The sequence below is a fragment of the Leifsonia sp. 2MCAF36 genome (assembly GCF_052115525.1).
In the GTDB taxonomy this organism is placed as follows: domain Bacteria; phylum Actinomycetota; class Actinomycetes; order Actinomycetales; family Microbacteriaceae; genus Leifsonia.
Map to the genome: position 1 here is coordinate 65,895 of NZ_JBFRGV010000004.1, position 21,991 is coordinate 87,885.

18 protein-coding genes are annotated in these 21,991 nt (G+C 72.7%); 7 read left to right on the forward strand and 11 right to left on the reverse strand.

Annotated elements, in window-relative coordinates:
- The first annotated feature begins 70 nt into the window (after positions 1-70).
- Entirely contained in the window at positions 71-613 is a 543-nt protein-coding gene (locus AB4079_RS07565) for a DUF2087 domain-containing protein (protein ID WP_441786677.1), read from the forward strand.
- 73 nt (positions 614-686) lie between these two features.
- Here AB4079_RS07565 and AB4079_RS07570 read toward each other — a convergent pair whose 3' ends face one another.
- From AB4079_RS07570 to AB4079_RS07585, 4 genes are read right to left on the reverse strand one after another with little or no spacing between them, the layout of a single operon-like run.
- Entirely contained in the window at positions 687-2,540 is a 1,854-nt protein-coding gene (locus AB4079_RS07570; protein ID WP_441786678.1) for a hypothetical protein, read from the reverse strand.
- Positions 2,537-5,140: an alpha-mannosidase gene (locus AB4079_RS07575; RefSeq protein WP_441786679.1), complete on the reverse strand. Its 2,604-nt coding sequence runs from the start codon at positions 5,138-5,140 to the stop codon at positions 2,537-2,539. Before AB4079_RS07575 ends, AB4079_RS07570 begins: the two co-directional genes overlap by 4 nt.
- A complete protein-coding gene (locus tag AB4079_RS07580; protein ID WP_441786680.1) occupies positions 5,137-5,721 on the reverse strand; it encodes a D-sedoheptulose-7-phosphate isomerase in 585 nt (194 codons plus the stop codon). The genes AB4079_RS07575 and AB4079_RS07580 overlap by 4 nt, the downstream gene beginning before the upstream one ends.
- On the reverse strand, positions 5,714-6,751 hold the full coding sequence (locus AB4079_RS07585; protein WP_441786681.1) for an ROK family protein: 1,038 nt from the start codon (positions 6,749-6,751) through the stop codon (positions 5,714-5,716). Before AB4079_RS07585 ends, AB4079_RS07580 begins: the two co-directional genes overlap by 8 nt.
- Before the next feature lie 235 nt (positions 6,752-6,986).
- Here AB4079_RS07585 and AB4079_RS07590 point away from each other — a divergent pair, with 235 nt between their 5' ends.
- Both AB4079_RS07590 and AB4079_RS07595 read left to right on the forward strand, forming a co-directional pair.
- Positions 6,987-7,352 (forward strand): ArsR/SmtB family transcription factor, encoded by a 366-nt coding sequence (locus AB4079_RS07590; RefSeq protein ID WP_441786682.1) that lies wholly within the window; start codon positions 6,987-6,989, stop codon positions 7,350-7,352.
- Complete coding sequence (locus tag AB4079_RS07595) at positions 7,349-7,843, forward strand: SRPBCC family protein (RefSeq protein ID WP_441786683.1); 495 nt, start codon at positions 7,349-7,351, stop codon at positions 7,841-7,843. The genes AB4079_RS07590 and AB4079_RS07595 overlap by 4 nt, the downstream gene beginning before the upstream one ends.
- Before the next feature lie 113 nt (positions 7,844-7,956).
- Here AB4079_RS07595 and AB4079_RS07600 read toward each other — a convergent pair whose 3' ends face one another.
- The 7 genes from AB4079_RS07600 to AB4079_RS07630 all read right to left on the reverse strand — a co-directional run bounded on the left by AB4079_RS07600 (position 7,957) and on the right by AB4079_RS07630 (position 17,243).
- On the reverse strand, positions 7,957-8,718 hold the full coding sequence (locus tag AB4079_RS07600; protein WP_441786684.1) for an alpha/beta fold hydrolase: 762 nt from the start codon (positions 8,716-8,718) through the stop codon (positions 7,957-7,959).
- Positions 8,719-8,821: 103 nt separating this feature from the next.
- Positions 8,822-10,675: an MBL fold metallo-hydrolase gene (locus tag AB4079_RS07605; protein WP_441786685.1), complete on the reverse strand. Its 1,854-nt coding sequence runs from the start codon at positions 10,673-10,675 to the stop codon at positions 8,822-8,824.
- A complete protein-coding gene (locus AB4079_RS07610; protein ID WP_441786686.1) occupies positions 10,672-12,561 on the reverse strand; it encodes a hypothetical protein in 1,890 nt (629 codons plus the stop codon). Before AB4079_RS07610 ends, AB4079_RS07605 begins: the two co-directional genes overlap by 4 nt.
- 44 nt (positions 12,562-12,605) lie before the next feature.
- Complete coding sequence (gtfA, locus tag AB4079_RS07615; RefSeq protein WP_441786687.1) at positions 12,606-14,078, reverse strand: sucrose phosphorylase; 1,473 nt, start codon at positions 14,076-14,078, stop codon at positions 12,606-12,608.
- A complete protein-coding gene (locus tag AB4079_RS07620) occupies positions 14,075-14,845 on the reverse strand; it encodes an aspartate/glutamate racemase family protein (protein ID WP_441786688.1) in 771 nt (256 codons plus the stop codon). Before AB4079_RS07620 ends, gtfA begins: the two co-directional genes overlap by 4 nt.
- Positions 14,842-15,744: a hypothetical protein gene (locus tag AB4079_RS07625; protein ID WP_441786689.1), complete on the reverse strand. Its 903-nt coding sequence runs from the start codon at positions 15,742-15,744 to the stop codon at positions 14,842-14,844. Before AB4079_RS07625 ends, AB4079_RS07620 begins: the two co-directional genes overlap by 4 nt.
- Positions 15,741-17,243: an FGGY-family carbohydrate kinase gene (locus AB4079_RS07630; protein WP_441786690.1), complete on the reverse strand. Its 1,503-nt coding sequence runs from the start codon at positions 17,241-17,243 to the stop codon at positions 15,741-15,743. Before AB4079_RS07630 ends, AB4079_RS07625 begins: the two co-directional genes overlap by 4 nt.
- 70 nt (positions 17,244-17,313) lie before the next feature.
- On the opposite strand from AB4079_RS07630, the gene AB4079_RS07635 reads away from it, so the two are divergent.
- The 4 genes from AB4079_RS07635 to AB4079_RS07650 are packed head-to-tail and all read left to right on the forward strand — an operon-like array spanning position 17,314 to position 21,987.
- Entirely contained in the window at positions 17,314-18,171 is an 858-nt protein-coding gene (locus AB4079_RS07635) for a DeoR/GlpR family DNA-binding transcription regulator (RefSeq protein WP_441786691.1), read from the forward strand.
- The gene (gene otnK / locus AB4079_RS07640; RefSeq protein WP_441786692.1) at positions 18,171-19,466 is read left to right on the forward strand and encodes a 3-oxo-tetronate kinase; all 1,296 of its coding nucleotides are present in this window, start codon (positions 18,171-18,173) and stop codon (positions 19,464-19,466) included. The genes AB4079_RS07635 and otnK overlap by 1 nt, the downstream gene beginning before the upstream one ends.
- Positions 19,463-20,113, forward strand: a complete 651-nt coding sequence (locus AB4079_RS07645) for a class II aldolase/adducin family protein (RefSeq protein ID WP_441786693.1) — start codon at positions 19,463-19,465, stop codon at positions 20,111-20,113. The genes otnK and AB4079_RS07645 overlap by 4 nt, the downstream gene beginning before the upstream one ends.
- 2 nt (positions 20,114-20,115) lie before the next feature.
- Positions 20,116-21,987: a protein O-GlcNAcase gene (locus AB4079_RS07650; protein WP_441786694.1), complete on the forward strand. Its 1,872-nt coding sequence runs from the start codon at positions 20,116-20,118 to the stop codon at positions 21,985-21,987.
- Positions 21,988-21,991: the final 4 nt, after the last annotated feature.

Here is a 21,991-nt window from a genome sequence, read left to right on the forward strand (position 1 = left end):
CGCCGGTGAGACGGCGTGTCGGGTCAGGTAGCGCGCGGCGTCTCGGCGGCGGTCGGCGCAGACTGGGAGCATGAGTGAGGCAGCGGACGCGTCCGGCCCAGCGGACGACTCGGCCGGCGGTGACTGGCGGCCCGTCGTCGCTGCGCTCGCGAACGCGGACGCACGCAGCGTCTGGGCGCAGCTCGTCGTGGGCGGGACACCCGCCGGAGCAGGGCTCGCCCCGGCGCGGAAGGCTCGGGCGCTGGCGCTGCTCGAGAGCGCGGGACTGGTCCGATCCGTCGACGGCTCGGACCAACCGGAGGAGGCGGTGTTCCGCCGCCTCCTCGCAGCGGCGTCCGCTGAACAACCGCGGCGACAGGGCGTGCAGCGCTTCCTGCGCGTCGACGGCCGGATCGACCGCTATCCGGCGGGCGCCGACGATCGGCGGGAGCTGCTCGCGCACGTGGCCGCGTCCATCCTGGAACCGGGCGAGACCGTCGCCGAGCGGGACCTCACCGAGCGGCTGGCGCGCTTCGGCGACGACCCTGTCGCGTTGCGGCGGTATCTGGTGGATGCGGGGCTGGTCCTCCGCACGCGCTCCGGATCCGAGTACGGACTCGCCGACGCGGACTAGTGGTCCCGACGTGCCGTCACGTGCGGGTCCGGTACGGCGTGTTGGAGCTATGGATGCGCCCGGCACACCGCCGTCAGTCGGCGAGCGTCTGCTCGCACGCGAGCAGCGTCACGCCGACGCTCCAGGCGTGCGACAGCGTCAGCAGCATCCCCTTCGGCTGGAAGCAGGCCGTCTGGTAGTAGCGCTCGCTGACCATCCCCCGGTACGCGTTGAAGTCGCCGTCCTCTCGGGCGATGAACTGCCGGAAGCAGGCGAGCGTCTCGTCGGCGCGCTCCGCGTAGTGCGGGTCGCCGAGCGCGGCGGAGAGCTCGCGGAGCTCCGCCGTGCAGACCAGGCCGTAGGCGTGCAGGTGCTGGTTCGAGGGGGATGCGTTGTCCGCGCCCCGGGTGCGGAAGTCGTACGCGCCCAGCAGCGTGCGCGCGGGGAACGAGACGTCGTAGCTGTACCGGAAGGTCAGCATCCAGTCGGCCGCGCGCCGTGCCACGTCGAGCCAGTGGGCGTCGCCCGTCGCCCGGTGCAGGGCGACGTAGGCCATCACTGCCGCGTAGCCGTCCTCCGAGGTCGGAGCGAGGTCGACGTCTTCCGGGGCGCCGTGGATGAACTCGCGGTCGACGAACCGCTCGTAGTAGCGTCCCGCCGCGAGAGCTGCCGGCAGGTACCGCTCGTCCCGGTCGGCGGCCTCGACGAGTGCGGCGATCCACGTCAGCCCGGACGCGCCGGACCAGGACAGCACCTCGCCGGTATCCGCATGGTGCACGGAGCCGAGGTTGCCGTCTGCCCGCTGCCGGCCGGTCACCACGTCCAGGTTGGAGCGGATGGCGTGCTCCCACTGGCCATGCGGGTCGAGCGCCTGGGCGCGCACCAGGAACAGCGTGGCCTCCGCGAGCGTCCGGGAGTGGAGGCCCCGCTTCAGCTCGGTCCAGCTCTGCGTCCAGCCGTGGTCGCGGTACCAGACTCCCCAGAACGTTCCCGACGGTGAGAGGGACGCGGTGATGAAGTCCACGACGCGGCGTGCCGCCTCCACCTGGTCCGGCCGGTCGGTCCGCAGGCCGTGCGCGAGCAGGGCGTACGCCCACGGGATGCCGCTCACCCAGCCCACATGCATCGCCTGGCGGTCGACGGTGAGGCCGTCCCGGCCGGTCAGCTCGCGGTCGAAGCCGACGGTCTCGAGCAGCACGCCGGGGTCCGGGTCGTAGTGCCAGGTCAGGAGGCCGTCGGCCGTCAGATCGGCGGCCGTGGCCACATCCACCCACGGGTTCTGCGGCGCACGCGGAGCGGCCTCGGCGCGCAGGGCCCGCAGGATGGGGGCATAGGCGTGGCGGGAGGGGTCGAGTGAGAACACCCGCAGGTCCACGACGACCGTCTCACCGGGGGTGAAGCGGTACGTCGCGACGTCGGCGGGCCGCGGACGCGCGTCGCCGTAGTACGTGACAGGGAACTCGCGATACGGGAAGCGGAGGCTGACCGTCGCATCACCCCACTCCGCATCGTGCGCGAGCCCGAGGCCGGTGAGTCCGAGCGCAGACGTCTCGCCCGCGGCAAGCGCCACCCCGCCCCGCCGGGGGCCTGCCCACGCGAAGACCGCCGGCGTCGCCGCCCGGTCGGCGCGGAACTCCCACGCGTCGCTGACCAGGGCGGCGTGCTGCTCCGGCGTGCCGGCGCCGATCTCGAACCGCGGGAAGGCGCGCGCGTTCCCGGCGGGACGGTTCTCGCCGTAGAAGGCGCCGGGGATGAGCCACCACGGGTCGTCGGCGCCGCGGACGTGCGCCTCCACCAGCACGGAGCCGTCGGCCGCTTCCTCGCCGGTGAACGTCACGTGGAGCGCGAGGCGCCAGCCGGGTTCGGCTTCGCTCCACTCCTCCCGCACCTCGACCGCAGCGGCGGCCGCGCCGACGACGCTGACGCGGACTTCGGGCCGCGCGCTCACGGCAGCGGGCGCTCGATCAGGTCGACCTCGCGCACGGGCTGCGCCGGGTCGGCCGGCACCACGAAAGTGCGCAGTTGCGACGGGCCGAAGTCCTCTGCGATCGTTCGTCCGAGCAGCGGGAGTTCGATGCGCGACCGACCGAACTCGCCACGCGTCTCCACCGCCCGCACCACCACGTCCGCTCCACCGGCCGCATCCGTCGCATCCTCGGTCCCCTTGAGCGCCGTCACCATGACGGCGTCGCCGCCGTCGCCGGCGAACGAGTTGACGGGAGGGAGCGGGCCGTCGTGGAACGACTCCTGCATCGCCCGCACCGGGTTGCCCAGCACGAGTGCGCGGCGGATCGGGTCGGCACTGCGCCAGTCACCGGCATGCGGGACGAGCTCGAAGCTGAACCGCTGGATGCCCTGATCCTGGAACGAGTAGATGCCCTCAGGGTCGAGCAGGCGCGGATCGTGCCACGAATAGACCGGGCTGCGGACCGCCGTGACGCCGATGCTCGGCTGCTCGCCGTTCTCCTCGGATGCAGGCGAGACGTCGTAGCCGTGCTTGTTCGTGGTGATGACGGTCAGACCGGCGGCCTCGCCGTCGACCGTTCCGGTCAGATCCACCCACGACTGCGCGGGCTCCTCTGCGCCGTCGACCGGCCGCTCCAGATGCCCGAACGGGATCTCGTAGGTCGCCGTCGGGTCCTCCAGCACGGTCGGGAAGCGCAGCTTGAGCAGGTGCGCCTGCTCGCGCCAGTCGAGCGTGACGTTGACGCGCAGGATGGGCGAGTCGTGGTCCAGGATGAGCTCCTCCACCAGAGTGGATGCGCCCCACTCGCGCTCCACCCGCACCCGCGAGCGCAGCGGACCGGCCTCGCGGACGACGATCCGCGTGACCGCCATCGTCGCACCGGGCCACGCGTAGGAGATGACGCGGTGACCCCAGGTGTCGGTCGGGTCGTCGTTGATCTGGGTGTGCTGGGTTCCGTCGACGCCGGCCATCACATCCACCCCGGTCGCTTTGACCAGGTAGGACGAGATCCAGCCGGTCTGCGGGTCGATGCGGATGCGGACGTGCTCGTTCTCGAGAGTGTCGGCGGTGACGGTCAGCGCCTGGGACGCGGCTCCGGGGCCCGCTCCCGGCCGCAGCCGGTACAGGCGGTAGCCCAGCGCGGGGACCTCGGCGCGGAAGACGACCGCGCCCCGCGAGACGTCGTCCGTCGTCGCGGTGGACTGCGAGTTCTGGAAGACGACCGGCTCGCCGTTCTCGTCGACCACATGCACGCCGGCGCGCTGCGCGCCGTACTGGAAGTCCACATCCACCGCCACCGGCCACGGGTGCGGGTTGAAGACCAGGACGGGTTGCGTGCCGTCCTCGCGGTCGATCTGCACCTGACGGGCGATCACGTTGTGGGAGCGGGTGATGATCCGCTTCGAGATGGAGACCGCCTCGCCGAGCTGGTCGCGCGCGTCGTCGTACGACGGCTCGATGGCGGAGCCGGGCAGGATGTCGTGGAACTGGTTGAACAGCACCTGCTTCCAGGCCGTCTCCAGCTGCTCCCGCGGGTAGGCCACGCCGTCAGTCGCCGCGACGACGGCGGCCCAGCGCTCGGCGTTCAGCACGGCGAACTGCGCACGGCGCTGCCAGGACTTGATGCCCGAATGCGCCGAGTAGCATCCCGGTGCATGGTGCTGCAGGTCGTCGCGGCGCACCGCGAGGCCGTCGAGGAACGCCTCCCCGCGGCCGAGCACCTCGTCGAAGTACGTGCGCGGTGAGGACATCGTCATCCTTCCGAAGGAACCCATCCGGTCGTAGCGGTGGATCGACTCGATGTTCGCGATGGTCGGGCCGCCGCCGTGGTTGCCGACGCCGTAGAAGACCATGGCAGCGGGGTTCTCGCTCGAACCGACGCTGCGGTCGAGTGCGGCAAGCGACTTCTCGGTCTGGCCGTCGACCGCGCCGGGCGGGCTCCCGTACTCGAACGGGATGCGGTAGGCGAGCACGCGGGAGCCGTCGGGCGCCTCCCACCAGAACAGGGACTGCCCGATGTCGGACTCGTGCGGGCCGGGACGCAGGAAGGTGTACGAGTCGAGACCCTGCCCCTTCAGGATCTGCGGAAGCATCGCGTTGTGGCCGAACGGGTCCACGTTCATCCCCACCGTCGCAGGGATGCCGAAGCGGGACTCGAGGTAGCGCTGACCGTACAGACCCTGCCGGACGAAGCTCTCGCCCATCGGCATGTTGTTGTCCGGCTCCACCCACCAGCCGCCGACGTTCACCCAGCGGCCCTCGGCGACGCGGCCCCTGATCTGCTCGAACAGCTCGGGGTCGGACTCCTCGACCCAGCTCAGCAGCACGATCTGGTCGCAGGTGAAGACGAAGTCGGGGTACTCCTCCATCCGGTGGATGGCCGACCAGAAGGTCGCGCGCGCCTCCTGGTAGCCCTCCTGCCACGGCCACAGCCACACCGGGTCGAGGTGGGCGTTGCCGATCATGTGGAGGGTGCGCTGCGGCGTCGCTGCCGGGCGCTTCGCGGGCGCGAGGTCCCGCGGCTGGGTTCCTGCGGGGGCGTTCGCGACGGGGGCGGTGCCGGTCGGGTCTGGCCTGGTCACAGTGCGTACTCCTCGTCGCCGTCGGCCCACGCATCCACGATCTCAGAAAGGACGTGAAGCATGAAGGTATGGAACTCCTGGATTCTCGGGGTGGACGTCGACGGGCTGAGCAGCGCGTAGTCCGCGAAGGCGCGCGCCGGGCCGCCGTCACCACCGCCGAACAGCACCGTCGTCGCGCCGGCCGACTTCGCGGCCTCGAGCGCTGAGACGATGTTCGCACTCCGCCCGCTCGTCGTGAAGGCGGCGACCACGTCGCCGGGACGGACGAGGCCGAGCACCTGGCGCGAGAAGACGTCGTCGTACGAGTAGTCGTTGGCGATGCAGGTCATCGTCGTCGGGTCGGTGCTCAGCGTCACCGCTCCCAGCGGCCGCCGGTCGCGCTTGTAATGGCCGATGATCTCGCCCGTGAAGTGCTGCGCGTCTGCGGCGCTGCCCCCGTTGCCGAAGGTGTACAGGATGCCCCGCTCGGCGAACGCGTCGCACAGCACCTTCCCGACCTCCCGAAGCGCCGGCAGCAGCTTCTCGCCCTGCTCGGCGACCTGGATGTGGGCCTCCAGCTGCTCGCGCATCCACTCAGACACGGTGAGCTCCCTTCGCGGGCGGTGCGGTCGGTGCAGTCGGTGCGGGCGCTGCGGTCGCTGCGCCCGTCGCGGCGAGCTGGTCGAGACGGTCGAACGCGACGGCGCCCGCGCCCACGACGCAGACGGCGTCGCCGAGGCCGGCCAGCACGACGGTGGACGCGGCGGCCGCGGGGGGCAGTGCGTCGGCGGCCACACGCTCGCGGACAGGCACCAGGAGGGCGTCCCCGGACCGGGTGACGCCGCCGCCGAGTACGACCAGGTCGGGCTCGAAGACGTTGACGAGGTCGGTCAGGGCGGTGGACAGGACGTCGAGCGTCTCGTCCCAGAGGTCGGCGGCGAGCGCGTCGCCGGCGGCGGCCGCGGCCACCACATCCTCGGCGCGGACCGTCGGAAGCTGCGCGAGCGACGACCCCTCGCCGCGCTCGGCCACGGCCTCGCGGGCGCGCAGCGCGATCGATGTGCCCGACGCGTAACCCTCCAGGCAGCCCCGACGTCCGCAGAGGCAGGGGCGTCCGCCGGTGCGGACCATGACGTGGCCGAACTCGCCGCCGTTGCCCGCCGCGCCGCGATGCAGCCGGCCGTCGATGACGGCGCCGCCGCCGATGCCCGTCGAGATGGTCAGGTAGACCATGGTGGCGGCGTCGCGGGCGGCGCCGTAGCGGAACTCGCCCAGCGCGCCAGCGGTCGCGTCGTTCGCGAGCACGGCGGGGACGCCGAACGCGCGCTCGGCGAGGTCGACGATCGGCAGGTCGACCCAGCCCGGGAGGTGGAGCGGGCCGGTGAGCACGCCGGTGGTCGCGTCCAGGGGGCCGCCGCAGGAGATACCGACCGCCTCGACGGCGAGACCCGATTCGGCGATCGCGCGCTGACCCATCCCGAACAGTCTGGGAACGATTACACCCGGACCCTCCTCGCGGCGGGTCGGCTCGACGCTGAGCGCGTGGGTTCGGCCATCCTCGGTCACAACACCGACGGCGAGCTTGGTGCCGCCGATGTCGAGAGAGAGGACGGCGCGGGGACCGTTTGCCATCATGTCCTTCCGGTGAACACGATCGCGCCTCACTCGACGGGATCATGTGGAATCGTTCCCACAAATCCTAAAGCCCTCTGGGCGGGCGGGTCAACATCGGAGGGTGCGCTGAGCGCGTCTCCGGTCGCCCGTGGGGTGCTCGTAGCGGCAGGGGACGACGGCGTGTTGGGTGCAACTACGAGCACCTCGACGAGGGGGTTGTACGGGAGCGCGCGCGGCAGTAACGTACAACCTAATGGTTGTAGATGAGATGACACAGGCAGAGGTCGACCGCGTGTTTCAGGCGCTGGCCGATCCGACGCGGCGAGACATCGTGGCGCGCTCGCTCCGCGCTGAGCACTCGGTGAGCGAGCTCGCGCAGCGGTACGAGATGAGCTTCGCCGCAGTACAGAAGCACGTGGCCGTGCTGGAGCGCGCGGGGCTGGTCCGCAAGCGGGCGCGTGGACGCGAGCGGGTCGTGTCCGGCGATCCCGAGACCATCCGCCGCGCATCCCGGCTGCTCGACGAGTACGAGCAGATCTGGCGGCTCCGCGTGGCCGCCATCGACGGACTCCTCGCCGAGGAGGCCGAGAGCACCGACGGAGAGAGGAACGATCGATGACCTTCATCGAGTCGAGCAAGGATGTGGACGCGCTGACGCTCACCATCGTCAGCGAGTACGACGCGCCGCTTGAGCGGATCTGGCAGCTGTTGTCCGACCCGCGGCAGCTGGAGCGCTGGTGGGGGCCTCCCGGATACCCGGCGACGTTCGAGGTGTTCGAGTTCGAGCCGGGCGGACGGGCGACGTACTACATGACTACGCCCGAGGGCACGAAGGCCTGGGGCTGGTGGCGGTTCGTCGAGATCGAGCCTCCGGTCAGGCTCGCCCTCGACGACGGCTTCGCCGAGGAGGGCGGAGCACCGGCACCGGGCGAGCCCGGACGTTTCATCACGACGCTCGAGGAGCACGACGGCCGCACGCGCATGACGCAGCTCAGCCGCTTCGCGAGCATCGGTCAGCTCGAGGAGCTGCTCGCCATGGGCCAGGAGCAGGGCATGATCGAGGCCCTCAGCCAGATCGAAGGCATCCTCTCGGCGGACGTCGCCCGCTGACTCTTTCCTCGCTCATCCATCGCGCCCCACCGTCGAGTACACAAAAACTGCACGCTCGAGCGGCCGAAAACGTGCAGTTTGTGTGTACTCGACGGTGGGGGGCGGGGCGCGGGTCAGGGGGCGTCGAGGAAGGCCAGGAGGTGAGGGAGGGTGCGGCGGAGAGCGGCGGGGTCTCCGGCGGCGGCGAGGCGCTCGCCCAGGTAGTCGCCGTGGGTGCCGGGGACGATGAGAAGGCGCGCGTCGGGGAGGAGCGCAGCGAGCTCCACGAAGTGCGAGGCGCGCACCACGTCGCGGTCGGCGCCCACGACGAGCGTGGGCGCGGCGATCGACGCGAGGAGTGCGTCCGGGAAGTCCTCGAAGCCGAGCATGAGTTCGCGGTCGAGGTCGAACATCCGCCGCGCGTGCTCCGGGTCGCGGCTGACGGCGAGGTCTGCGGCGCGGTACGGCTCGGGCAGGTCGCCGAACGTCCCGGCGGCCAGGCCGTCCCAGAAGCCGTCGATCATCGCCGAGCGGTGCACCGGGGCGGATGCGGCGATCAGACGGCGGACGGCGGAGGGATGTCGTGCCGCCAACTGCAACGCGACCTGGCCGCCGTTGCTGAAGCCGAGCACATCCACCGGCCCGACACCGAGAGCGGCCAGCACCGCGGCGACGTCGTCAGCGGAGCCCTCGAAGCTCGCCGGACGATCTCCCGGCACGGTCCGTCCGTGCCCCTGCAATTCGACGGCGAGCACGGAACGGGTCGGCGCGACGAGCGGGAGCAGCAGCCCCCAGTTCGTCTCGATCGTCGACCCGCCGCCGTGGATGAGCAGCAGCGGCGGGCGCGGCGAGTCCGGGTCGCCGTGCCATTCTCGGTGAAGCGGGATGCGGTCCACGCCCGCAGGCTACCCGACTCGACCCCTCCAACGCTTCCCCGATTAATCCGCTGACACGCCGACCGACCCCGGATTAAGTGAGGACGCGATGGAGGGGATGGGGTCAGTGGGTGTCGGCGACGGCGTCGCCGGCCTGGCCGAGGCGGGTCGGGCCGAGGGTCACGTCGGCGGCCAGGCGCTGCCGCTTGGCGGGCGTGGCGGAGGCGCGGACCGCGAACGGCAGGCGCACGGTCTCGCCCGCGGCTGCAACCACCGACGACGGCTCGGGATCGGTCCAGCCGTCCGGAGTCACCAGGCGGGCGACCACCTCCCGCGGCTCGTCGTACGGGTTGACGACGACGACCTCGTAGTCGAGAGCTTCGCCGGTCGCAACGCGCTGGTAGAACGGCTCGATGAGCACCAGGTTTCCGTCGGCCGGCGGCAGCATCCCGTCATCCGGCAGCAGTCCGTCGTGGATGGCCGCCAGCTCGTCGCCCTGTTCGGTGAGCAGCTGCAGGTAGTCCTCGTCGACTTCGCGGCCCTGCCAGTGGCCGGTGATCATCAGACCAGGGGCGACCCGGCGGTAGAGCGCCGCGCTCTGGATGAAGTCGTCGCGCCGGAACCGGTTGCGGTACTGGTAGTTGAGGATCTCCCGCTGCACGCCGAGCCGGCCTTCGGCGGTCTGCTGGTCGCCCGTCGCGAGCACGCGCACACCGTCCACCTCGAACTCGAAGGCCGCCGCATACAGGGTGTGCCCCGGCAGTTCGTGGGTCACGATGTCGTACTCCTGCCAGCGCACCGTCGAACCGAGCGGCAGCACCCGGTCGGCCGGGATGGGCTCGAACCACTGGCACGGAAGGTCGGTGCGCATCGGGTCGGCCATGATCGGCGCGACGTTCTCGGGCAGCCACACCTCGGTGCCCTCGACGTCGCGCAACAGGTTGAAGCCGGCGATGTGGTCGTCGTGGTAATGCGTGCCGAGAACGACCTCGACCGAGGTGACGCCGAAGTCGCGCTTCAGCGCGGGCAGCGAGGCGAGCCAGGGCCGGCGCGCGGCCCGGTCGGTACCGGCCGGCCAGCCGGTCGACATGTCGTAGCCGTAGTCGATGAAGAGCGCGGCACCGGAGTCGCTGAGCAGCACGTACACGCACGAGTTGGCGCTGCGGTTGAGCAGCAGGTGGTCGGTGAGCCGGACGAAGGGACGCTCCAGCCAGTCGCGCAGGTCCCACGGGTGGGTGCGCCGCGAGTCAACGTAGCCGCTCATCCGGTCGGCCAGCTGTTCGAGCGCGCCGACCGCATCCGGCATCGGCTCACCGTGCGACGGCAGCAGGATGCTCGGCTCCTCCTCCTGCAGCATCAGGCAGGAGAGCACGTTCATCGCCGGGCCCTCGTTCTCGGTGTAGGACCACTGGGTGGCGGCGAGCGACCACACCTTGCCGGGCGCGTAGATGAGGTCGCCGGTGAATGCGACCCGCGCACCCCCGCGGTCGACGAGGTAGCTGACCGAGCCCATCGTGTGTCCGGGCGTCGGGATCGTCTTCACCTCGATCCGGCCGAAGCGCGCAGTGCGGTACTCCGGCACGGTTCCGGCGACGGGCACGGGGTCGAGCAGGGAGAAGCGGTCCTGGCGGAGGTTGTAGTCGTTGTACAGCACACGCGCCGACCACATCTCGTCGACCCGTGTGAAGAGGTCCTGCTCCACCGGCGGCACGAAGATCGGGATGCCCGCGGCGACAGCGCGGGGGAGGCCCTGCCCCTGGTCGCGGTGGTGGTGGGTCATCAGGATCGCGTCCAGCGTCTCGAGGCCGAGCTCGGCGAGGTGGTCGAGCACGTCGCCCGATCCGAAGTCGATCGCGATGGCGCCGCGGCCGGTGCCGGTGCGGCCGTCGCCAGCCTCGTCCGCAGCTGTCACGACGTAGACGTTGCACGTGTCCGAGAACCGGTGGACGCCCGGGGCGACCTCGGTGAACGCGCTCATACCGCGGTCGGCTCCTTCTCGGTCCGTTCGGCGCGCGCCGCACGGTACGCCCGCCACAGGCCGGCGATCTCGTCGAGGTCCGCGTCGGTCACCTCCTCGCGGCTGTTGTCGATGGACTCGACGTAGTAGAGCGCCGGCACGCCGAGTTCCGGCTGGAGGCGCGAGTAGGCGAGCCATTCCTCACGGTTCGGCATCGGCCACTGGTCGGTGTCGATGGGGTGGCCGGGCAGCGCGGCCGCGGCGATGTCGTGCCGGAATCGCAGCTGGTCGCCGACGGGCACCGGTTCACCGTGGACCGAGTCCTCCAGCACGTCGTTGAGGCGGACCATGTCGGTGGCGTCCGAGAACGAGGGATGCACGGTGTGCGTGACGACCAGCGCATCCGGCTTCGCAGCCTTGGCCGCGTCGTGGATGGTGCGCACGATCGCGTGCAGGGCGCTGAGCCCCCACACGTCGTCGCCGTGCGTCCGGAGCGTCACGCCGGACGGTGCACGCTGGGTGAAGTCGACCTTGAAGCCGTCGGCGTCCAGTCCGTCGGGCGAGATCATCCGCGTCACTTGCTCGGCGAGGGCGGTCAGGTACGCGGGGTTGGACGGGTCGACGGCGACGGGACGCCCGCCCGCGTCGCGCACCGTCAGCTCCGGCGGCAGCCCGGCCGGGTCCCACGCCTTGAACCAGAGCAGGACGCGCTGGCCGGCGGCGTGGCGCTCGGCGATCCAGCCGCGCAGGTCCGGCCACTTCTCGGTGTCGACGGTGTTCGTGCCGTAGTCCCCCTGCCAGCGGTCGTCGATGACGACGGTGCCCGGGTGGATGTCGCGCTCGGCCAGGCGGCGCAGCCACCGGTCGTAGAGGTACTGGCGCGCGAGGTCCGGCGCGAAGGCGGCACCGGCCGGGAGGACGAAGCCCTCCGCGTTGTCGGTGGCGAGCGCCTCCCCCTCGTGGCTCATCCGCACGGCGAGCGCGCACTGTGCTCCCCAGCCGCAGAAGATGGGCTCCTGCCACCACGCGGCGGCCTCGGGTGCTGGCGCGGCCCAGCCGCGGGCGGCGAGGTCGTCGCGGTAGTCCCGGATGGCCGTGAGCGGCGCGCCGGCGGGCCGAAGGACGAACTCGGGGGACACCCATCCACCCGGCTGAACCCGCGTGTGGCCCTCGTAGGTGAGCCGGAACAGGAAGCCGCCGTCGATCGCGTCGTAGCGGAAGGTGGTGAAGCCGAGCTGGGCGATCGGGGCGACGACCGAGACGGCGAGCCAGTCGCCGACCGGCATGTCGGTCGGGCCGTGCGGCGCGGCGGGGGCGATGGAGGGGCGGCCGAGCGCGAAGACGAGCGGTGGCGGAGAGAAGATGCCGTGCAGTCGCCCGCGCTCCGCGTCCCCGACCACTCCGAGCTGCGCCTGGGTGTTGGAGGGCCGGACGACCTGGATGGGCTCGGTCGGCGTCGGCACGAAGACGGTCGGGAAGCGGATGCCCGAGCGGAACGTTCCTGCCGCGCCGGTCGGCAGGGCGGCCTGACCGCCGAACATGGTCAGGTCGGTGATCCGGGCATCGTCCTCCTCGGTGGTCACTTCGACCCGCGCGCGGACTTCACCCGGTGTGCAGCGCAACACGACGGCCTTGGTCGCCCAGGCGCTGGAGTCGGTGAGCACGGTGATCGTCACCGTGCCGTCCGGCTCCTCCTCGACCGTGACGGCGGTCGGCCCGCAGGACTCGTCGGGAACGCCGAGGCGGTCGACCGACGCCAGGAGGGAGAGGTCGCTCCAGATCTCGCCGTCCGGGCCGGCGAGGGTCGCGCGCGGCCGGGCGAGCGCGACGCCGAGCGTGTAGGCGGGGGCGACGAGCACGACCTCGGTCGCACGGCGGGTGACGGTGATGTCCTGGGTGGTCTGCATGATCCTCGGGGTCGGGAGGTTTCGGGGAGTGGAGGCGCTGATGATCAGCGCGCGGCGAGCGCTTCGACGGAGTCGGCGGTGAGGGAACCACCGGCGCCGGCGGTGCGGATGCGGAAGACGGGTTCGGACACGAACGACACGGCGAGTGCGGCGCGCTCCTCTCCGAGCGCCCATTCCAGCTCGAGCGTGCCGTCTGCCTCCACACGGTAGCGGAACTCGCCCGCGAAGGCCGGGTGCTGTGACCGCAAGCGGACCAGGGCGAGCTGCGCCCGCGTCACGTCGCTCGCGAGCGCCGCCTCCACCTCGTCGGGCGTGTAGACGTGCCGGTTGACGTCGCGGCCCTGGCCGGTGCGCTCGAACAGGGCCACGTCGTCCAGGCCGCCGAACAGCCCGACGTAGTAGAGCTGCGGTCGGCCGGGCAGCCACAGCTGCACGGCGCGGGCCAGCAGGTACCGCCGGGCGTCCGCGCCGAGGGCGGACAAGAAGGTCGCGTTGATCTGGTGCGGCAGGCTCATCCAGGCCGGGATGACGGACGCCCGGGTGGAATGACCGTGCGTGGCCTCCGCCGCGCGCGCGAAGATGGCGGCCATCTCCTCCTGATCGATGAGCCCGGGCCGGTCACCGGAGGGGCCCGCGTCGATGATGCCGATACCGTCGTGCGTGTCGAGCACCGTGATGGCGTTTTGGGGACGGATGCGCAGCCACTCGGCGAGGCGGTCGGAGGTCCCGGTGCCCAGGCTGTGCAGAAGGAGCGGCGCCAGCGCGAAGTCGTAGACGCAGTCGACCAGTGGAGCGATGGCGAGCTGCTGCGTGTAGTGCGCGTGCACCTCGACGAGCACCCGCAGGCCCTCGTCGCGGGCGATGGCGACGATCTCGCGGACGAACTCGAGCGTCTCCGGCGTCATGAAGCTGTCGGAGCCCGGCGTCTTGACGGCGTAGCCGACCGCATCCAGGCGGACGGTGGTCATGCCGCCCGAGCGCAGCGTCGCGAGGATGCGGCGGAGGTACGCGCGGGCACGCTCGTCGGCCACGTCGAGGTCGATCTGACTGGGCAGGAAGGTGGTCCAGACCAGGCGGCGACGGCCGTCGGCCATCCGGTAGGCCGTGAACGGCAGGCCGGGGCGCGGGCGGTAGAAGGCCGTGATGTCGGCTTCCGATGCGCCGTCGGGGAACACGGTGTCGAAGGTGAGGAACATGCCGTCGTGGACGGACTCCTCACCGCGCGCCAGCCAGTCCGCGAACTCGGCGGAGTCGCTGGAGACGTGGTTGACGATGAGGTCGGCGGTCACCTCGCGCCGTTCCGCGATCGCGCGGACGTCGTCCCAGGTGCCGAGGCGCGGGTCCACCGTTCCGTGGTCGACGGGGTCGAAGCCGGCGTCGGCGCCGTCGAAGGGCACGAAGAACGGCAGGATGTGCACCCCGGCGAAGTCGCGGAGCGGGCCGTCGAGCAGCGCACGGAGCCCCGGCAGGTCCCCGCCGAGGCGGTCCGCGTAGGCCAGGAGGTCGACGCCGGTCACGAGGTCGGGGCCTTCCCGCGGGAGGTTCCGTCGGACCCGGGAGACGCCCGCCGGTCCGCGCTGGCGGCAGGGGTTCCCGGGTCCGACGGGGTCAGGGCCTCCACGAGGCGGGCGACGCCGCCGGCCGGAGAGGTGAGCACGGGGATGTCGACGCCGGCCGACTCGGCCGCGTGGGCCATCGAGGCCTGCGCCAGGACGAGGACGACGGCGGGCTCTTCACCGCCGGAAGCTACCGCGGCCTTGCGCACCGCCTCCGCGATGAGCCGGTCGTGCGTGTCCTGGTCGCCTACGGCCCGTGCGCGTGCCGCCCCCTCGACGACGGTGGCTGTCACCACGGCGTCGACGCCCTGTGCGGCGGCCTCACGCTGAATCAGTCGCGTGGTCGGCCCGAGGGTCGCCGTGTTCGTGGCCAGAACCGCGATGCGGGCACGGTCCGTCCCCGCGCGGCCGGCCGCCCGTGCGGCCTCGGCGGCCATCGGCGCATCCACGCGGATGACCGGGATGTCGAGATCGGCGGCGGCGTCCTCGGCGGCCTCCCCGATGGACGAGCACGTCACCAGCACGGCGTCGGCGCCCGACTCGGCGAGGTGGCGGAGATGGGATGCGACCCGCTCGCGCACCGCGGAGGTGACACCTTCGGCGATGGCCGTCTCCAGCATCCAGGCATCCACGACGTGCTCGCGCTGGGCACTCGGGACGGCCTCGGCGACCAACGCGTCGAAGGTCGGCGCGAGGGCCGGGACGGTGTGCAGCAGCCCGGCGATCATCGGGCGTCCCGCCAGGGCCGCGCCTCGCGGTCGACAACCTCGATCAGGGCCCGCAGCCGTGGCACCGAGAGCTGGCGCAGCGCCGAGGCGACGTCGTCGCGGCCGACCACGTCGCTCCACAGGGCGCGTCCGGCGAGGAACCCGCTCGCTCCCGCCCGGCAGGCCGCCTCGACGGCGGGGAGGAACGCCGCGCGGTCGACGCCCTGCGACAGCACCACCCACGGGCCCGTGATGGACGCGTTCAGCCGCTCGCTCGCCTCCCGCTGCTCGGCAGCGTCGCCGGTGCCGGACATCGGCACCTGCACCTTGTAGAGGCTCTGGCCGGAGGGGGACAGCTCGGCCGCGGCCTCCCGGATGGCGACGTCGAGGTCCCACGTTCCCGCGTCCAGCTCCTGAGGCGTCGCGCGAACCACCGGCTCCAGCACCGAGAGGACGCCGCGGGCGCGGCACTCGGCGACGAACCGTTCGACGAGTCGGACGCGCTGCTCGCGCTTGGCGTCGCGGCGCCAGATGATGAGCAGCTTGAGGGCCGAGACGCCGGCGAGGTCGGTCTGCGTCAGCACGACCTCGTCCAGCGCCGTCTCCTCGACCGGACCGCCCGCCTCCTGTGTCAGGTCGTCGGCGGCGAGGATGAGCCCCGTTCGTGCGGGCAGCATGTCGCGGACCGCCTCGAAGCCGAAGTGCCGATCGATCAGGAAGCCGGACGCCAGCGGGCCGAGCGCCTGCGCGACGTCGACCTTGAACCGGATCAGGACGTCGTCTGCGGGGCGGCCGGCGCCGGCCAGGTCGAACATGTGGCGGAGGCTCTCGCGCTGGTCCATCGCGACCATCGCCAGACCGCCCAAAGGGCGGGCGATAGCGTCGAGGTCCAGCACGGGGCGGGAGGACGTGTCGGTCATGCGGATTCCTTGCTCTGGAGGGTCGCCGCCCGCACGAAGGCGTCCAGCAGCGCTGGATCGCCCACGGAGGCGACGCGGTCGGCGCTGCGCAGCGGCAGCGAGGTCGTCAGGCCGGCCACCCGCTGTGCGGCCAGCATGGCGGCGCCGGTCGCGACCGGTTCCGCGGCGTCGACACGGCGGAGGGCGCCCGGCATCAGGCGCTGCTTGAGTCGCCACCAGGCGCCGTTGGCGGCTCCGGGGCCGCCGAGGACGGCGAGTTCGTCGCGGCGCGGGCCGACCAGGGCGGTCTGGGCGGCGTCCATCCAGGCGAGGTGGAGGGTGAGACCGACCAGGACGGCGGTGAGCGTCGCGGCGGGGTCGGCCAGGCCGGCGGTGGCAGCCGACGCGGCGGAGCGCGCTCCGCTCCGGTCGTCTCCGTGGATGAGACGCAGGGCCTGCTCCGGATCGGGGTCCGGGCACTGCCGCCCGCGCAGGTACGGCAGGAGGAACGCCTCGACCGGGCCGTCTGCCAACGCCCGCGCTTGCTCGAGAGCGTCGCGCGGGTCGGCTCCGGGGAGCAGTTCGGCGAACGCCCACTCGACGAGTGCGCCGGCGGTCGGGTTGCCGGCCAGCAGCGTCTCGTAGCGGCCGTCGATGCTGCGGCCGAGGCTCATGCCCTGCCGCCGCGCGCCGTCACGGGGGACGTGCTCGGCGATGCGCAGCAGCGCCTCGGCGGTGCCGACCGAGTCGGCCGCGTCGCCCGGCTCGCGCACGCCGGCCGCCCAGGCACCGACGGCATGGTCGTGGCCGGCCGCGACGATCGGGAGGCCCGCCGGAAGTCCGACGGCAGCCCCGACAGCCGGGGTCAGCGTTCCGGCGGTCGCTCCCGGGAGGGCGACCCGCGGGAAGCGGTCCGGGGTGAGGCCGATCAGCCCGAGCAGTTCCGCGTCGAAGCGGTCGGCGAGCTGTTCGTCCGGCGCGGGCAGGCGGTACGCCATTGTGCGAGCCGCGAGCGTGTGGTCGGTGACCGCCTCGTCGGTGAGGCAGGCGATCAGGAGCGCGTCGACGCCGAGCCAACGCGAGTCGGCGAGGCGCGCATCCCCCTCATCGGCCAGCCGGAGCCAGTGCGCGAGCGGCGACTTGCGGGGCACGGGCACGCCGGTCGCCTCGTAGAGGGCTTCGGCGCCCGCCGCCGCGACCAGGCGGTCCGCGACCGCGGCGTCGCCGTCCGCCCAGCGCAGCAAGTCACCGCGGGGCTCGCCGTCCGGGCTGGCGAGCGCTCCGGTTTCCCCCATGGAAGCCACGCCGATGGCGGCGATCGGGTGCGGGCTGTCGGCGGCGACCTCCCGCATGGCACCGAGCACGACCGCCTGCAATGAAGAAGCGCCGGCCGGAGTCGGCACGGTCAGCGTGCGCTCCTCGCGTACGGCGTCGCCGAGCACGGCCAGGACCACCTTGGTGTTGGTGGTGCCGACGTCCACGCCGAGGGCGGCGAGAGGAGCGGAGGTCACATCCCCCATTCTGTTCACTTCTGAACATTCACGTCAAGATTTGTCCGGTTGTTGACAAGCGCGCTGAGATGCCGGTTGGATGGACGCCGTGCGCTACACCGACGCCCCCGCCCGCCGCGAGGAACTGCTCCGCCGGCTCTCCGCCGAGGGCTACGTGTCGTCGTCGCGCGTCGCGGAGGAGCTCGGCGTCTCGGAGATGACCATCCGGCGCGACCTCCGGCAGCTCGAGGCGGACGGCCTCGCCCGACGGGTGGTCGGCGGCGCGAGCCTGCCGAACCTGGGGCACGGGCGCCCGTTCGACGAGCGTGCCGTCACCGGCAGCGGCGAGAAGCGGTCCATCGCGGAGGCGTGCCTCGACCTGCTCGACGGCGCCGTCACCGTCGCCCTCGACGCCGGAACCACGGTCGCGCCGCTGGCCGGGATGCTGCACCCGGGCAGCACGATCATCAGCCACTCCGCTCCGGTCATCCAGGCCGCCATCGAGCGCGACGACGTCGAACTGGTCGCCGTCGGCGGCGTCTACCAGAGCGAGACGCGCAGCTTCGCGGGGGCGACCGCCCGGCGGACGATCGCCGACTACTCCGTGGATGTCGCCGTGCTCTCGGCGACCGCCGTCGACACCCGGGGCATCCTCTGCGCCAATGCGCTCGACGCCGAACTGAAGCAGGAGCTCGCCCGCGCCGCCCGCGTGACGGTCCTGCTGGTGGACCACTCCAAGCTGGGCGCGCGCGCCCCGATCCGGGTGGGCGGCCTCGACCTGGTGGATGTCATCCTCACCGACACCGGCGCCGACCCGGAAGACCTGCGTGCACTGCGCGAGGCGGGAGCGACGGTCGTCGTCGCCGGGGAGCATGCGAAGGCTCTGCCCACTCGTGGCGCCGCTCCCGCGGCTGTGGACGAGTCGATCGCCCGCGATCCGGGTGTCGGCGTCTCGTGATGCGACTCGGCGCCGTCGCCGACGACGTCACCGGCGCGTGCGACCTGGCGGGCCGGGTCGCCGAGGCGGGACTCCCCGCGAGCGTGCTGCTCGGGACCCCGGCTGCCGACGCGGCGGAGTCGGCAGCCGTCGACGCGTTCCCCGCAAACGGTTCGGGATGCGCGGTCGTCGCCCTCACCGTGCGCACCGCCCCGGTCGCCCAGGCCGTCGCAGAGTCCACCGCGGCCGCCCGCTTCCTCGTCGCCGCCGGTGCGACCCAGCTCTACCAGAAGTACTGCTCGACCTTCGACTCGACAGCGTCCGGCAACATCGGCCCGATCGCCGACGCGCTGGCGTCCGTCATCGGCGCGGCCGCGACCGTCGGCACCCCGGCGACCCCGGCTGCAGGGCGGGCGCAGTACCAGGGCGTGCTCTTCGTCGACGGCGTCCCGCTCGCCGAGTCCCCGATGCGCGACCACCCGCTCACCCCGATGCGGGACTCGAACCTGGCGCGCGTGCTCGCACCGCAGACTCCCGCACCTGTCGGGCTGGTCCGCTGGGAGGACGTGCGCTTGGGACCGGATGCCGTCGCTGCCCGCGTCCGCGACGGCCACACGCTCGTGGATGCGCTCAGCGAGGACGACCTCGACGTCATCGCCGGCGCCATCCTCCGCCTGGCGGCCGAAGGGCCCGTCCTCGCCGGTGGCGGGGCGGGCGTCGCGACGGCACTGGCTCGCGCGGAGGTGCGCGAGTCCGGCGCGGTCCGGACCGACGACACGGCCCTGCCGCCGGTCCCGGTGACCGGTCGGCTCATCCTCGCGGGCAGCGCCTCCGCCGCCACGCGCGGTCAGCTGGCGGCGTTCGGCGGTGAGCGCCACATCCTCGACCCCCGCTCACTCGGTCGCGACCCTCGCGCCCTCGACCGGATCCGGGATGCGCTCACGGTCCGCGAGGACCCCCGGGCGCCGGTCGTGGTGCACGCCTCGGCCGACGTCGCGGCGGCCCAGCGCGAACTCGGGGCCGACCGGGCAGCGGCCCTGCTCGACGAGGCCTTCGGCGACCTCGCCGCGTTCGCCGTCCACGAGCTCGGCTACAGCCACCTGCTGGTCGCCGGCGGGGAGACCTCCGGCGCGGTCACCCGCCGGCTGGGCATCAGGCGGTTGCAGGTCGGCGCGCAGGCCGCCCCGGGCGTGCCGTGGGCCGTCGCCGACAGCCGTGACGACACGGGCTCGCTGAGCAGGATCGCCGTGCTTCTGAAGTCGGGCAACTTCGGCGGCCCGGGCCTGTTCACCGACGCGTGGGAGGTGGCGCCATGACGCGCATCCGGATCGACGCCGAGGCGGAGGCGAGGGCCCGCAGTGCCATCGTCGGCGCCTGCCGGCACCTCTCGGCGGCAGGACTCTCGCCCGGAAGCTCCGGAAACGTGAGCATCCGCGTCGGCGCACGCATCATCGCCACACCCACGGGATCGTCGCTGCGAGCCGTCACGGAGGAGGAGCTGGCGGCCACCCCCGCCGACCAGGAGGGCGCCTCCCGGCCCACCAAAGAGCTCCCGCTGCACGCGGCGATGTACGCCGCGCATCCCGACGCCACCGCCGTCGTGCACCTGCACTCGCCGTACGCGACAGCGATCGCCTGCCTGCCGCCCGGCGACAGCGGGTACGCGCGGCTTCCGCCCCTCACGCCCTACCGGGTGATGCGACTGGGTGACGTGCCGGTGGTCCCGTATGCCTCGCCAGGCAGCGAAGAGCTGGCGGCCGGCGTCGCGTCAGCTGCACCCGGGCATCCCGTGCTGCTGCTGGCCAACCACGGGCCGATCGTCGCCGCCGCGAGCCTCGATGCCGCCATCGATCTCGTCGAAGAGCTGGAGACGGCGGCGCAGCTGACCCTCCTGCTGAAGCAGGCTCCGGCGGTCGCGCTCGACGCCGCAGCTGTCGCTGCGCTGACGCAGCCCGGGCGGTGAGGATGAAGGGCCTCGCATGGCGCGGCGTCGTCGAGGGCTTCTACGGCGAACCGTGGTCGCACAACGACCGGCTGGCCTGGTTCGAGCGCGGCGGCGCGCTCGGCCTCGACCGCTATCTGTACGCGCCGAAGGACGACCCGTGGCACCGAGACAGCTGGCGGGAGCCCTATCCCGAGCAGCGCCTCGCCGAACTCGCGGGCCTGAACGCCGCAGCCGCCGAACGAGGGGTGCGCTTCGTCTACGCGATCGCGCCGGGACTCTCGATGCGCTACGACGAGGATGCGGAGCACGAGGCGCTCGCGGCGAAGTGCCGCCAGCTGCTGGAGGCGGGCATCCGCTCGTTCGCGCTGCTGTTCGACGACGTCCCGATGGACGACCCCGAGCCGCTGGGGCGGGCGCACGGGGAGGTCGCGGCGCGGTTCCAGCGGTCGTTCCTGCTGCCCGCCGGCATCGACGAACCGCTCCTGCTGTGCCCGACCGACTACGCCGGGCTCGAGCGGACGCCGTACCGCGTCGGCCTCGACCAGACACTGCCCGCGGAAGCGTGCGTGCTGTGGACCGGCGCCGACATCGTGGTCGGGGAGGTCACTGCCGACGACATCGCCCAGGCGACGCGCGCCTTCGGGCGGGATCTGGTGCTCTGGGACAACTTCCCGGTCAACGACTTCGACCGCTCGCGCGTGTTCCTGGGGCCGCTCAGCGGTCGCTCGGCGGCGCCGGGACTCGTCGGCATCGCAGCCAATCCCATGGTCGAGGCCGCGCCGTCGCGGTTCGCGCTGACCACCGTCGCGGAGTGGGCCGCCGACCCCTCCGGGTACGACGCCGAGGCGGCCGCCGAACGGGCATACGTCGCGGTCGCCGGTGCCGACGACGGCCTGCGGGCCCTCGTGGAGGCGTGCAGCGCGTGGCCGCCCGCGGCGCCGCGCTGGCCGCAGCTCGATTCGCTGGTCGAAGCCGGCCGATGGGATGCGGTGGAGGCGCTGCTCGCCCGCCTCGCCGACACCGCGACCGCGCCCTCCACGCCGGCCGACCTCGCCGAGCAGCTGCGGCCCTGGATCGCCGCCGCCCGGGCGGCGGGGACCGCCGGTGTGCTCGCCAGCCGCGTGCTGCAGGGTGACGACAGCCGCACCGGGCTCGACGCCCTCCTCGACGCGCGCCGCGCCCTGGAAGCCGAGTTCGCCGACGTCGCCCGCACCGCTGTGCTCGCCGTGGTCGACGCAGCCCTCGAACGACTGGGAGTAACCCCCGCCCGCAGCCACGGCGACGGCGCTGTGGTCGCGGTCCTCAGCGGCGGCAACCCGGCGCCCGGCGACCGCGAGCTCGTCGAGTTCCTGGGCGGCGCCGGGATGCGCGCGCGACTCGGCGACACTGCCGACGCCGACCTGCTCATCGTCACACGCACCGCTCCCGAGGAGACCGCGCGGACGGCCGCGGCCCGTCCGGTCCCGCTGCTGGCGTGGGGCCACCTCGTGCCGCTCGGGATGGCGTCGGCTTCGGCCGTCCCGCTGTCGCTTGACCGCATCCACATCTCCGCCCCTGGCCACCCGGCCGCGGCGGGCCGGGAGGGCGAAGTGGTGGTCTATCGCGGCCGGTCAAAGCTCACCGTGGCCGACCTGCCGGCGCAGGCGACGGTCGTGGCGCACGACGCGGAGTCCGGCCGGGCGGTCATCGGCGTGACGCCCGCGGGCTCGCGCCTTGCCGACGGCAGCATCGCACCGGCGGCGCGGGCCACGTTCTTCTTGTCGACCGACGGGTTCGCGCCGTGGCTGGTGACGCCGGATGCGCGCGCCGTGCTGCTGGCAACCGTCCGGGAACTCCTCGCCGCCCCGCAGGGAGGAGTCGGCGCGGGAACCGCGGTCACAGGAGCGGCATAGAGTA